The sequence below is a fragment of the Bacteroides salyersiae genome (assembly GCF_031172035.1).
In the GTDB taxonomy this organism is placed as follows: domain Bacteria; phylum Bacteroidota; class Bacteroidia; order Bacteroidales; family Bacteroidaceae; genus Bacteroides; species Bacteroides salyersiae.
Genome location: NZ_CP133452.1, coordinates 1,719,119 through 1,732,735 on the forward strand (window position 1 = coordinate 1,719,119; position 13,617 = coordinate 1,732,735).

Sequence of the window (13,617 nt, forward strand, 5' to 3'; positions counted from 1 at the left end):
TTATTTAAGCAATCCCAGTTCGTTGATAAAGATACAGGAAATTGCTATAGGTGCAATATATTTCAATATAAAAATGATAAGTTTATAAACCGGTATTTTGAGCGAACCGTTATTGGTTATCTCGCTCCATACGATTTTCTTGTCGAGATACCATCCGGTGAATATGGAAACGCATAACCCGCCGAGAGGCAACATGATTTTGGCAGTGACAAAGTCGAATAAGTCGAACATACCCAATCCGAATACGGTGATGTTTTTAGTCACTCCGAGTGAGAGCGAGCAAAATATACCTAAGAAAATACATCCGCCTGTAACCAGTTGTGCTGCACGCTTTCTCGTGAATTTAAACTCTTCATGCAAATAAGCGGTAACTACCTCGTGCATGGAAATGGTCGATGTAAGTGCTGCTACGGCGAGCAATACATAAAACATCACTGAAAAGATATATGCTAATATCGGGATGCCGCTAAATGCCTGTTGGAACACATTGGGCAGAGTAATAAAGATGAGACTTGGCCCGGCATCAGGCTGTATGCCTACAGAAAAAGCTGCTGGGAAAATAATAAAGCCGGCCAGGATTGCCACCAGCGTATCGATGATTCCTACACTGAAAGCTGTTTTTGTCAGATTGGTCTCTTTGTTGAAATAGGAAGCATAAGTACAGAGACACCCCATGCCCAGACTAAGGGAGAAGAAAGCTTGCCCCATGGCGCTTAGGAATACATTCCCGTTTACTTTGCTGAAATCCGGTTTTAGCAGAAACTCGATCCCTTTGTTTGCACCCGGCAAAGAAACCGAACATACTACCAGAATAAGAATAATGATAAATAGTAGGGGCATCATTATTTTAGATGATTTTTCAATTCCTTTCTCGACGCCTTTCACTATGATGAAATGAGTTCCTAATAGAAATAGGGTCAACCACAGTATCGGTCGCCAAGGGCTACTTGAAAAAGCTTGGAAAGAAGAAATGAACTCATCGGGCGTTTTTCCTGCAAAACGATTGGTTACCGCTTCGATAATGTATTCAAGTGTCCAGCCGGCTACTACCGAATAGTAACTGAGAATAAGAAATCCCGCCAGTACACCCATCCGGCCCACCCAACGCCAATGAGTGCCCGGAGCTAACTTCTGATAAGCTCTTGCCGTATTGGCACGTGAATGCCGGCCGATAAGGAATTCGGATACCATGATAGGCATACCCAATAAAAGGATACATCCCAGATAAATAATGATAAAGGCGGCGCCGCCATGATTGCCGGTTTCATATGGAAATCTCCAGATGTTACCTAATCCTACGGCTGAGCCTGCAGAGGCAAGTATTACACCTAACTTACTACCAAAATTCGCCCTGTCATTTTTCGTCATAAAAGCTTTTTTATCTTACAATTCGATATGTTTTTTATCTAAAACATGCAAATATAGAAAATGTTCCTTATATTTGCCACTCATCTGTAATTTATTTAGATATGCTTTACTATATTAAGAAATATCCTGTTTCTATAATAATTATTCTGACGGTTATCTATTTATCGTTTTTTAAACCGCCTTCAACTGAACTGAGCAAGATACCGAACATTGATAAGATTGTTCATCTTTGTATGTATTTTGGAATGTCCGGTATGCTATGGCTCGAGTTTTTACGTACTCATAGAAAAGTACCGGCTCCGATGTGGCATGCATGGATAGGGGCGTTTTTCTGTCCGGTGCTGTTTAGCGGATGTGTAGAGCTATTGCAGGAGTATTGTACCACTTATCGTGGTGGAGATTGGCTGGATTTTGCTGCGAATGCTACAGGGGCGGTCTTGGCAAGTCTGGTGGCTTATTATGTAGTGCGCCCCCGTATACTGAAGCGGTAATCGATAAAGATTCAATAGTAGATTACAGATAATCTACTATTGAACTCAGTCTTATTCCATTGGAACCTTTTATCAGGATAGTATGGTCTTTGGGTGTGTTATTCTGTAGTGCTTGTATAAGTTCTTGGGTATTGGCATATGTTTGATAAGAATGGCGGGCTGCCGTAAACTGATTGCCGACCAATATTACTTTTTCAAATTCGCATTCTTTGATGAAATCTACTATTTTTTGATGTTCTGCTGCGCTTTCTGCACCTAACTCACGCATGTCTCCTAATATGAGCATTTTGTGTTTGACTTTCATCCGGTTGAAGTTCTCCAATGCGGCCATCATGCTTGTTGGATTTGCATTATAGGCATCGATAATCAGCGTATTATCGGCTGTCTTCTTAAGTTGCGAACGATTGTTTTGAGGGGTATAATTAGAAAGTGCTTCATTGATTTTATCCGCTTCTACTCCAAAGAATGTCCCGATGGTAATGGCGGCTAATGCATTGGGAAAGTTGTATTCTCCGATAAGCTGTGTTTGCACTTCATGTTTCTCACCGTCTTTTCCTGCTTTCCATTCAAAAGTGAGATAAGGAGAGTTTCCGGTCACACGGCCATTAATATAGAGGTTTTCTTCGCTTCCATAAAAAATCTTGTTAAGCCCGGAAGCTATATTCATGAGATAGGGATTATCGTGATGAATGAAGATAGTGGAATTTTCTTTTTTACGCAAGAAGTCATAAAGTTCTCCTTTCGTTTTTATAACCCCCTCAAATGAGCCGAATCCTTCCAGATGGGCTTTACCTACATTGGTAATGATACCGTAATCCGGTTCCGCAATATTAGATAAGAATTTAATTTCTCCCGGGTGGTTGGCACCCATTTCGATGACCGCCAGATCGTGTTCTGCCTTTAAGCGTAGCAAAGTGGTGGGAACCCCGATGTGGTTATTCAGGTTTCCCAAGGTATAAAGTACATGATAGGATTGTGACAATACTGCGGATATTAATTCTTTGGTGGTTGTTTTACCATTCGTTCCGGTAATTCCTATGATGCGTGTGCCCAATTGGCGACGGTGATAATTAGCAAGCTGTTGTAACGTTTCCAAACAGTTGTCCACCAGAATATAACGTTCGTCATCTTTTGGATTATGGCCTGTTTCGTCAATGACTGCATATGCACAGCCATCATTTAAGGCTTGTGCAGCGAAAGCATTGCCATTAAATGAGTCACCTTTGAGCGCAATGAATAAAGAACCTTTCGGACAGTTTCTACTGTCGGTGGTTACTGTACCACAGTTTAGAAATATTTGATAAAGGGTAGAAATTTCCATGTTTTTATAATTGAAAGACGCGGGCAAACTTACACAAATTCTCCGGAATAACCTCGTAAAAGGCGCAAATTAGCGCAGTAGAATTTGAATATTAAGAAGTTAAAAGCAAATTGCGGAAACTGGGCAAAGTGCATGAAACCGTCTTAAAGCGGATTGCAGCGAAAGAATGGTTTTCAAATCATTACCCGATGGAAATGCGGATTTGTCCCTATCATGGGACGGGTAACGATTAACGGGACGGTGGCGCAGTTCAGTTGCAAGCGGACTATCCGCAAAGAGCTATGGGACGCCAAAGGCAACAAGGCGAAAGGCAAGAGCGTGGAAGCGAGGGACACCAACCTTGCGCTCGACAACATCAAGGCTCAAATCATCAAGTACTACCAGCGCATATCCGACCGTGAGGCTTATGTCACGGCTGAAATGGTACGCAATGCCTATCAAGGCTTGGGTGGTGAGTATGAAACGCTACTCGGTGCTTTCGACAAGGAAAACGAGGTGTTCAAGAAACGTGTCGGGAAAGACAGGGTAAGGGCTACCTATATGGCAAGGGTACGGGCAAGAAACCATGTGGCGGCATTCATCAAGTCGCGCTATAAGCGGAACGATATGTCCATGCAGGAGCTGACCCCCGACTTCATCAAGGAGTTCGCTATCTTTCTTTCCAATGAAGCAGGATTACACAACGGTTCGATATGGGAAAACTGCATGTGGCTGAAAGGTGTGGTGATGCGGGCGCACTTCAACGGACACATACCGAGAAATCCGTTTGCCCAGTTCCACATAAGCCCTAACACAAAGGAACGTGAATACCTGACAGAAGATGAGTTGAAAACACTGATGGAATTTCAGTTCAAAGACCCCAAGAACTCCTACCTCCGTGATATTTTTGTTTTTGCCAGCTTTACTGCCTTGTCGTTCGTGGACATCAAGGAACTGAGCAACGACCAAATTGTGGAGGTAAACGGAGAGAAATGGATTATCTCCAAGCGACACAAGACGGGTGTGCCGTTCCAAGTAAAGCTGTTGGACATTCCCTTGCAGATAATCGAACGCTACAAGCCTTTCCAAGAAAACAACCTTATATTTCCTAACCTCAATTATTGGTCTGTCTGTAAACGGATGGGCAAGATGATAAAGGAATGTGGCATAACGAAGAAAATCAGTTTCCATTGCGCAAGACACGGGTTTGCAACTCTGGCTCTCTGCAAGGGTATGCCGATTGAAAGCGTGAGCCGCATTTTGGGGCATACGAACATAGAAACCACCCAAATCTATGCGAAGATAACCGTTCAGAAACTTGACAACGACCTTACAATGCTGGGCGACAAACTGAGCAAGTCTTTCGGAAACGTAAAAATGGCAGGACTATGAAGCGTGAAACGATTATAATGGATGAATACGGTAAAGTAACCGTACCGTCCGATACCGCCAACCTATGGATGAGCGAAGCGGAACTGTTGGAGTTGTTCGGGGTAATCGCCCCGACACTCCGTACCACTGTCAAAGCCGTATATAAAAGCGGAGTGTTGCAATCTTGCGAGGTGGAAAGATGTATTAAGCAGCCCAACGGTTACGGCGTGGACGTGTACGCTCTGCCAATGGTCGTGGCACTCGCTTTCCGTATCGGCACGCCTAATGCCGAAAGAGTACGCAATGCCCTGCTGGAGAGGTTGTGCTTGCGAAAAGAAAAGCAACTCCTATGGACATTCATACGTGGTAGTGCTTATGAATGTTAGTGCGTATTGATGTATAGACTAACTGATGCACTTACGTCAGCCCGAAAACGGGAAAACCTTTTTCGGGCTGGCTATAGAATACCTTTGTATTCCATCTTATACATATCCAAGCCGTCCGCCCAATAATCTTTTTTAACCTCAAGCAGAACAAACCCCTGTTTTTCGTAAAACTTATAAACCAATTGCGATGTGCGTACTATTATTTTCTTTATGCTACTGATATTTCTAAGTTTTTCTATCCTATGGTTGAGCAATTTTGTCCCCAACGATTTTCCTTGATAAGCAGGATGAACAATATCCCAACTTATTTTTCCTGTCGTCATGTTATCCGCAAAATTTATTCCTCCACAACCTACAATCATTCCAGCAAATAGCAGGACATAGTAAAGCTCTACTTCTTCATCTAAATACCTGCCTAAATCTGCTTCTTCTTTCACGGCGAAATACTTCGGAATGTTTAATCTTATCAAATTCATTACGTCATTCCTGTCAGTCGGACAATATTCCCGAATTATAATATGGCTATCCATGTATGACTTTTTTGGGTTTATATGGAAGCAAAGGTATTTATTTTTCTCGGCAACAAAAACATAAGAACCTACATAATCTGCATTTTCTTATCCCTCCGTTTCGATTGCTTCGTTCTGCATAGATTTGCGTATCAGTGTTTTAATCTTTATGCCGTAGCTTTGCCCCGATGTTAAACCTGTTGCCGAGATTGTTTGTCGGCGGCATAAAACCCAGCAAAGCCTATGGCAGAAAAAGAAGAATTCATCCGTGTGGGGACTACCCTCTACAAGATTGTGAACCAGCCCCGAATGGACGGCGGTTGTGTGAAGAAACGTATTGCATGGAATGCCGAAACCTTGCGGCAGGACTACGGCAAGGACTACATGGCGACCGTGCCGAAGTATGACGGTTTCTGCACCGTACCTGCCCATGTGGACTATAAGCCCGTAATCGGCAAGTTCCTTAACCTGTACGAGCCGATAAGCCATGTTCCCGTGCAGGGTGATTTCCCCTGCATCCGTTCATTGGTGGAACATATCTTCGGCGAGCAATACGAGTTGGGAATGGACTACTTGCAGTTGCTCTACCTTTACCCTGTTCAGAAGTTACCCATCCTGCTTCTCGTGTCGGAAGAACGCAACACGGGCAAAAGCACGTTCCTGAACTTCCTGAAATCCATCTTCCAAAACAATGTGACATTCAACACCAACGAGGACTTCCGAAGCCAGTTCAATTCCGACTGGGCTGGCAAGCTGCTCATCATGGTGGACGAGGTGCTGCTCAACCGCCGTGAGGACAGCGAGCGGTTGAAGAACCTGAGCACCACGCTTTCCTACAAGGTGGAGGCCAAAGGCAAAGACCGTGACGAGATAGGCTTCTTCGCCAAGTTCGTGCTGTGCTCCAACAACGAACACCTGCCCGTTATCATCGATGCAGGCGAGACACGCTATTGGGTGCGGAAGATTGTGCCGTTACAGAATGACGATACCGACTTCCTGCATAAGTTGAAAGCCGAAATCCCCGCTTTCCTGCACTTCCTTGCACATCGGACGCTTTCCACCGAAAAGGAAAGCCGCATGTGGTTCAATCCGAAGTTGCTGCACACGGAAGCCTTGCGGAAGATAATCCGCAGCAACCGCAACCGTTTGGAGATAGAAATGGCGGAACTGTTGCTTGACATCATGGCAAGCATGGGTGTCGGGTCTGTCTCGTTCTGTCTGAATGATATTGTCCCGTTGCTCGTCTGCTCGCAAGTCAAGGCGGAGAAACCGCAAGTTCGGAAAGTGGTACAGGAAATATGGAAGCTGACACCTGCATCCAACTCGCTTTCCTATACTACCTACCAGTACGACTACAACCGTGAATGTCATTACTCGCCCGTCAGGAAGATTGGACGCTACTACACGGTAAGCAAAGCACAGTTGGAAACTCTATGATATTTTGATGAAATGATGAAAGTATATATAAACAACAAGAAAAACAGCAACTTACACCTTCATCAACCTTTCAACAAAAGGATATGGCTGATGAAAAGAGAAAGGACGCACCGCATCTTGCATCATTTCTCTTTTGGCGAGCGGTTTGATGAAACGATGATGAATGCCTATTGCGTTGGTAATAAATATATTGCATACACCAATCATCAATTCATCGGATTTTTATCCACTAATAAGCCTGCCGGAAAAGTAGCGGAGGTGAAAATCACTATCCGCAGGCCGGACGGTCGGATGTCCGACCTGCAAGGAAAAGCACATTGCATCGGAGCAAAGAAAGAGACCGCCGATAACCTACCGACACTTCCGCAGGCTTTTAAGGAACAGAAAAGCCATAGCTTATTAGGGCATTTTCTTCACGCAGTGCCATGCACCGCTAAAAATGCCCCAATAAGCCAACGGGGTTGCACCCCTCTGGACACCCCCGCTTGCCATGCGGCATGAGCGCAGCAGGCAGACAATGACAACCGATTTGCAAACCTAAAAAACAGAACAAGCATGGGATATATAAGCATCCAAATCAACAAGGCGAAAGGCTCGGCGGACACGGGCGCATCCGACCACATCGAACGCAAGACCGTCCCCAAGAATGCCGACCCCACACGCACCCACCTCAACCGAGAACTGGTGGAGTTCCCCGACGGTGTGACCGACCGCACCGAAGCGATAAGCCACCGCATACGCACGGCAGGCATCAGACGCAAGATTACCGCCGACCAAGTAAGAGCAATCCGCATCGTGCTTTCGGGTACGCACGAAGACCTGATGCGAGTGCAGGAAGAAGGCAGGCTGGACGAGTGGTGCGCCGACAACCTGCAATGGCTGTACCGCATTTTCGGACGGGAGAACACCGTATCGGCAGTGCTTCACATGGACGAACACACGCCGCACATCCACGCCACAGTCGTGCCGATTGTGACGGGCGAACGCAGAAAGGCAAGGAAGAAGCGAGCGGATAGCAAACGCCAATACCGAAAGAAAGCCGACACCGTGCGCCTGTGCGCCGATGACGTGCTGACACGTGAGAAACTCGTTTCCTATCACGACAGCTATGCAAAGGCTATGGCGAAATACGGTTTGCAGCGTGGCATACGTGGTTCGGAGGCACGCCACGTCACCACTGCCCAATACTACCGTGACCTGAAACGCCGGACAGGGGAACTGGAAGCCAACGTGCAGCAGTTGCAGACGGAACAACGGCAGGCAGAGCAACAGCTTGATGATGTGAGGAAAGAAATCAAGTCGGAGAAGCTGGAAGCCGCCAAGACGGAAGCCAAGACCGCACTCGTGGCAAAGGTGGGTTCTCTTTTCGGCAGCAATAAGTTGAAAGTGGAAAGGGAGGAATTGCAACAACACATATCAGCACTTGAAAATCAGAACGAAGAATTGGTACGGCATATAGAAACAATGGAGCGTAAACATAGGGAAGAACGCGCCAAGTTCAACGAGTATATGGACAAGATACAGCGGTACTTCCCTTATGTGGAGAAGTTATTACCACTGATAGACTTTTGCCGAAATACTTTGAATTTCTCTGAAAGGGTAGTCCAAGAGTTGTGCAAGTTGAAGAAAGTTAGTTTGAAAGGGGATTTCTATTCTCCAGAGTTCAACAGAAAGTTCCGTGACGAGAATGCGGCTTTTTCGTTTGGAGAGGACAAGAACAGAAAAGGACACTACCACATATATGTGAATGACATTCCGCTTGTGCAATGGTTCAGGCAGAAAGCGAATGAATGGAGAAACGGTTTGGGCATTTCCCCTACAAAACAGGATAAAGGGCTGAATATATAGGATGTGCTCAAAAAAACAGTACAAAGAAAATTATCCGCTGATAATGAATTATCATCAAAAACAAGTATTTTTGTATTAAACAAAAAACAATGTATGGATATAATCAATATAAGAATGAATACACCGACATTAAAGACAGAGCGTCTGATTTTAAGGAAATTCACGAAAAAAGATATTGAAGCTCTCTTTCTGATACTAAAGGATGAAGAAACAAACAAGTTTCTGCCTTGGTATCCTGTGAAAGACATTGGCGAAACCGAGCGTTTCTATGAGGAAAGGTATGCGGCAAAATACGGACAGCCGCAGGCATACGCCTACGCCATCTGCCTGAAAAGTGATGATTTCCCGATAGGCTATATAAAAGTCGATATGGAAGAACACCACGATTTCGGTTACGGACTTCGCAGGGAGTTTTGGCATAGGGGAATAGCGACCGAAGCAGGCGAAGCCGTTATCGAGCAAGTGCGAAAAGACGGTCTGCCCTACATCACGGCTACGCACGACAGGGACAATCCAAGAAGCGGAAATGTGATGCGCAAAGTCGGCATGGTGTATCGCTATTCCTATGAAGAACTATGGCAGCCCAAGAACTTCCCCGTGATATTCAGGATGTATCAGTTGAACCTAAACGGCGACAAGGACTTCGTGTACAGGAAATATTGGGATGAATCCGACAAGCATTTCATAGAAGAATTGTAACTCCAGATACAAGGTGTGTTGCTCCAGCAGGACAGACGATTGCTGTTTGTATGTTGATATGCCAATGAAAAGAAAGTGGACGGAAAGAAAGATATGATTTATTCTTCTTATCTGCTCTCTTTTTTATACATTTGCATCTGTAAGAGTTACTTGAACAAGTAAAGTAGAGCAAACCGCAGCAATACGGACAGTTGCTAAATCATTACCCAATAAAGAGGTAATCTTTCTAATCTTCTTTATTATAAGAGGTTATAAGTCATATACAGATTTACGTAAAAAACTTTGATTATGATATGAAGTTGATGAAGAAATAAAACAGATCGGGCTTTTTATCGTTGGATTATAATCCATATCACCAGGAATTTTATATTTAATGTCATTCGATAAACTTGAAAATAATATTATTGCACGGGAAGAGTTAAAACGAAACGGCTTCCTGTTTTGTTTGTTTTGTCTATTACGAGATTTCCCCCTAACTTTTGGGCTAATAGTTTGCTGAGTGCGAGTCCGAGTCCGCACCCTTGTGAGAAATTGCTCACTTTAGTGAAGCGCTCGAATATTATTTCTTGTTTATCGGCAGGTATGCCTATGCCTGTATCCGTAACGCTGATGGAAATCTGATCTTTTGCTTCCGATAAAGAGTACGCAAGTGTGATCTTTCCTTTCTCTGTGAATTTGGCGGCGTTATGTAGTAAATTGAAGAGTATTTTGGATACGGCTTCTTTATTCGTATGGATAAAGAGTTCGCTGTTCCCCGGATGGAATTCAAGGCTGACATCCTTTGATATATAAGGTTGGATTTTGGAAAGAGCTTGTTCACAACAAATATGAATATTGGTGCTCTCAAGCTCCATGTCTTCGCTCGATTCTAAATCTGATAGTTCTAATACATCATCTATCAATTTTAATAGTTTGTCACTGTTTTTTTCTATCAGATTGGCAAACTCATGTGTTTCATCGTCCTTCTTGAACTGGCTGGAAATAACTTGGGAGAACCCTACGATAGAGTTGAGCGGAGTTCGTATTTCATGTGTCATGTTGCGGATGAACGAGGTTTTCATATTGCTGGCTTTTTCTGCCTTATCCCGTGCTTTGCGCAGATTGTTTTCTGATTCTGTCAACTCTTGGTTTTTGATAAGAAGCAACTTTTTGGAGTGTTTCAATTTTTTGTTCAAGTAGAATTCTCTATAGAACAGAATAAACACGATGAAAAGAGTACTCACCAATAGTAGGATGAAGCTGCGGTTGTGTTTTAATTCGGCTTCTTTCGCTTTTAGCTCCAGTTCTTTTTTTTCGATTTTAATCTTTTCAAAATTTAGAAGTGAAGAAAATTCAGTAATGGCCGCCTGCTCGTTTATATTATTTATTGAGTCTGCCAGATTGATATAGTCATACAGATAATCGGCTGCCAGATCCTTTTGTCTCATCCAATAATAGGTTTGCCCTTTTCTCATTTTAACTTCCAGACCCAGTTGTGTTTCTCCCATCTCGGCCGCAAGTTTTTCCTGTTCTTCTAAAGCTTGCAGTGCTTTTTGATACTGTTTGGTTTGTTTGTAATAACTTTCTCGGGAAACTATTAAATTCTTTTGCCTGTTGATTAGTGTTTTGTCATGCTTAAAGAGTTCTTCCGCTTCTTCAAGGGCTTTTTGAGCTTTTTCCAATTGGTTAACCCTTAAATAGTAGGCTACATACTGTAATTTTTGTTCGAATGCCTGGTTGTTGTTATGTACGAGCTTTTCCGCTTTTTTTATTATGTCGTTAGCTTTTTGCGGTTGTAGCATGTCATTGTACAACTTAGCTACCGACATGTATTTACTATGTAGATTATAGGCGTTCAAATGGTATGTTTCTATTATTTCGATAGCCTTTAGTTTGGCGTCGATTGCTTGCTGTCTGAGTCTTTTCAGAATGTATATATCACCGATACAATCATAACAATAGGCAATTCCTTCTTTATTATCTTCTTGCTGTGCTTCTCTCAGCATATTTTGAGCTTCATAAAGAGCTGTATTGAATTTTCCGTTTTTGATATAAAATAGAATTAATCGTTTTCCCCAAGCGAAATAATAATATTTGGATTGCTCTGTCTCTTGTGCGAATTTTTTTACGCGCTCTACCCATGCAATAATACTGTCTTCCTGTCCTTTGAAGTAATAATAATCGAGCTTTGTAGAGAGTGCAACGGCTTGCATCCTTGGGTCGGATTTGGTTTGGGCCATCGTAAACAAGGTATCGGACATGGGCAAAACGATCGGTGATTGGATATTTGCCTTACATTGCTGGTAGTATACATAAAGTGTACTATCTACGTTGTACTCTTTCATTTCCCTGTTCTGGGCGATTGTGGTAGTACTTAGCAGCAGTATAATGAATAGTACAGAAAATCTGCCTATTGTTATATATGGAAGATCTTTCATCTCAATAGTCTTTATTTAGTTGGGGGTGTGTGCAAATATACGTTTATTTCTTGCAATGATGCATGGTAACTTGCTTTTTTTCTCTACATTTGCAATAAATCTAACAGAAACAAAGAGATTAATGAACTCATTAGTACATAGATATTTGAATGTTAACGGGCAGTTGCTCGATCTCTCTGTCCCTCAAGTGATGGGAATTCTGAATGTTACTCCAGACTCTTTTTATGCCGGCAGCCGGATGCAGACTGAAGCGGATATTGCGCAGCGTGCGCAACAAATATTGAGCGAAGGTGCTTCTATAATCGATATTGGTGCTTACTCTTCCCGGCCGAATGCGGAGAATATTTCTTCGGAAGAGGAAATGCATCGTTTACGGATGGGCTTGGAGGTTCTGAAACGGAATCATCCGGATGCCATCATTTCGGTAGATACTTTCCGGGCCGATGTGGCAGAGTGGTGTGTGGAAGAGTATGGTGTTGCCATTATTAATGATATTGCTGCCGGTGAAATGGATTCGGAAATGTTTGAAACCGTAGCTCGTCTGGGGGTACCCTACATCATGATGCATATGCAAGGCACACCACAGAGCATGCAGGCGGAGCCACATTACGATAATCTTCTGAAAGAGATATTTATGTATTTTGCAAAGAAAATACAGCAATTGCGTGATTTGGGAGTGAAAGACATTGTTCTTGACCCCGGTTTCGGATTTGGGAAAACATTGGAGCATAATTATGAACTGATGGCACATCTCGAGGAGTTTAAAGTGTTCGAACTGCCTTTATTGGTTGGGATATCCAGAAAGTCAATGATCTATCGTCTGTTTGGAAGTACTCCTCAGGAAGCGTTGAATGGGACTACCGTATTGGATACGATAGCCTTGATGAAAGGGGCTGATATTATCCGGGTGCATGATGTGCGCGAAGCTGTGGAGGCTGTAAAGATGGTAGAGAAAATAGTCGGTTATAAATTCTGAATGCGTTTATGGGAGAATATCAAATAATAGCTATGGCTGCGGGGATGTTTTTTGAATTCGGTATAAAAGATTTCATTGATATTCTGTTGGTTGCTTTCCTGCTGTATTACGTCTATAAGTTGATGAAGGCTTCCGGTTCTATCAAAGTTTTTACTGGTATTCTGGTTTTTATTTTGATATGGCTGGTGGTGACTCAGGTATTGGAAATGAAGCTTTTGGGTTCTATTTTCAATACATTGATGAATGTGGGTGTGTTGGCCTTGATTGTATTGTTTCAGGATGAAATACGGCGTTTCTTGTTTACATTGGGTTCACATCAGCATGTCAGCGCTCTGGCCCGTTTCTTCACCGGAAATAAGAAAGAATCTTTGGAACATGAAGATATTATGCCTGTGGTAATGGCATGTATCAGTATGGGGAAACAGAAAGTGGGTGCTTTGATTGTGATTGAACATAATGTGCCTTTGGATAATATTGTCCGCACCGGTGAATTGATAAATGCCAATGTAAACCAGCGTTTGATAGAAAATATCTTTTTTAAAAACAGCCCGTTGCATGATGGGGCAATGGTAATCAGTAAAAAGCGTATAAAAGCGGCAGGCTGTATATTGCCTGTTTCGCACAATTTGGATATTCCCAAGGAATTGGGACTGCGCCATCGGGCTGCGATGGGAATTTCTCAGGAGTCGGATGCACATGCCATTATTGTGTCTGAAGAAACCGGCGCTATTTCTGTGGCTTATCGCGGCCAATTTTATCTTCGTCTCAATGCCGAAGAATTGGAAAGCTTGTTGACTAAAAAATCTTGATTAATA

Annotated in this window: 13 protein-coding genes; 9 read left to right on the forward strand and 4 right to left on the reverse strand. The window is 43.2% G+C overall.

What is annotated here, in order from left to right; translation table 11 throughout:
* A complete protein-coding gene (locus RB604_RS06240; RefSeq protein ID WP_005926894.1) occupies positions 1-1,368 on the reverse strand; it encodes a sodium-dependent transporter in 1,368 nt (455 codons plus the stop codon).
* 101 nt (positions 1,369-1,469) lie between these two features.
* On the opposite strand from RB604_RS06240, the gene RB604_RS06245 reads away from it, so the two are divergent.
* Positions 1,470-1,859, forward strand: a complete 390-nt coding sequence (locus tag RB604_RS06245; protein ID WP_005926892.1) for a VanZ family protein — start codon at positions 1,470-1,472, stop codon at positions 1,857-1,859.
* Between the two features lie 22 nt (positions 1,860-1,881).
* On the opposite strand, the gene RB604_RS06250 is transcribed toward RB604_RS06245, so the two are convergent.
* Positions 1,882-3,180: a UDP-N-acetylmuramoyl-tripeptide--D-alanyl-D-alanine ligase gene (locus tag RB604_RS06250; protein ID WP_021936053.1), complete on the reverse strand. Its 1,299-nt coding sequence runs from the start codon at positions 3,178-3,180 to the stop codon at positions 1,882-1,884.
* A 153-nt stretch (positions 3,181-3,333) separates the two neighbouring features.
* Between RB604_RS06250 and RB604_RS06255 the strand changes: the two genes are divergently transcribed.
* Entirely contained in the window at positions 3,334-4,551 is a 1,218-nt protein-coding gene (locus tag RB604_RS06255; RefSeq protein ID WP_007479046.1) for a site-specific integrase, read from the forward strand.
* A complete protein-coding gene (locus tag RB604_RS06260) occupies positions 4,548-4,916 on the forward strand; it encodes a virulence RhuM family protein (protein ID WP_007479045.1) in 369 nt (122 codons plus the stop codon). The genes RB604_RS06255 and RB604_RS06260 overlap by 4 nt, the downstream gene beginning before the upstream one ends.
* Before the next feature lie 71 nt (positions 4,917-4,987).
* Here RB604_RS06260 and RB604_RS06265 read toward each other — a convergent pair whose 3' ends face one another.
* Positions 4,988-5,446, reverse strand: a complete 459-nt coding sequence (locus RB604_RS06265) for a GNAT family N-acetyltransferase (RefSeq protein WP_007479044.1) — start codon at positions 5,444-5,446, stop codon at positions 4,988-4,990.
* 222 nt (positions 5,447-5,668) lie between these two features.
* Here RB604_RS06265 and RB604_RS06270 point away from each other — a divergent pair, with 222 nt between their 5' ends.
* The 4 genes from RB604_RS06270 (at position 5,669) to RB604_RS06285 (ending at position 9,409) form a co-directional block, all read left to right on the forward strand.
* Positions 5,669-6,862 carry a primase-helicase family protein gene (locus tag RB604_RS06270; protein ID WP_007479043.1) on the forward strand — a complete coding sequence of 398 codons (1,194 nt, stop codon included), beginning with the start codon at positions 5,669-5,671 and terminating at the stop codon, positions 6,860-6,862.
* A gap of 90 nt (positions 6,863-6,952) precedes the next feature.
* Positions 6,953-7,363, forward strand: coding sequence for a hypothetical protein (locus tag RB604_RS06275; protein WP_007479042.1), 411 nt, complete (start codon positions 6,953-6,955; stop codon positions 7,361-7,363).
* A 54-nt stretch (positions 7,364-7,417) separates the two neighbouring features.
* Positions 7,418-8,710, forward strand: coding sequence for a MobV family relaxase (gene mobV / locus RB604_RS06280; protein ID WP_007479041.1), 1,293 nt, complete (start codon positions 7,418-7,420; stop codon positions 8,708-8,710).
* 114 nt (positions 8,711-8,824) lie between these two features.
* Positions 8,825-9,409 (forward strand): GNAT family N-acetyltransferase, encoded by a 585-nt coding sequence (locus tag RB604_RS06285; RefSeq protein WP_044093821.1) that lies wholly within the window; start codon positions 8,825-8,827, stop codon positions 9,407-9,409.
* Between the two features lie 401 nt (positions 9,410-9,810).
* Here RB604_RS06285 and RB604_RS06290 read toward each other — a convergent pair whose 3' ends face one another.
* Positions 9,811-11,826, reverse strand: coding sequence for a sensor histidine kinase (locus RB604_RS06290; RefSeq protein WP_021936056.1), 2,016 nt, complete (start codon positions 11,824-11,826; stop codon positions 9,811-9,813).
* Positions 11,827-11,947: 121 nt separating this feature from the next.
* On the opposite strand from RB604_RS06290, the gene folP reads away from it, so the two are divergent.
* Together folP and cdaA are read left to right on the forward strand one after the other, a co-directional pair.
* Positions 11,948-12,802 carry a dihydropteroate synthase gene (folP, locus tag RB604_RS06295; RefSeq protein ID WP_007479038.1) on the forward strand — a complete coding sequence of 285 codons (855 nt, stop codon included), beginning with the start codon at positions 11,948-11,950 and terminating at the stop codon, positions 12,800-12,802.
* 44 nt (positions 12,803-12,846) lie between these two features.
* On the forward strand, positions 12,847-13,611 hold the full coding sequence (gene cdaA / locus RB604_RS06300) for a diadenylate cyclase CdaA (RefSeq protein WP_025819138.1): 765 nt from the start codon (positions 12,847-12,849) through the stop codon (positions 13,609-13,611).
* The last annotated feature ends 6 nt before the right edge of the window (positions 13,612-13,617 follow it).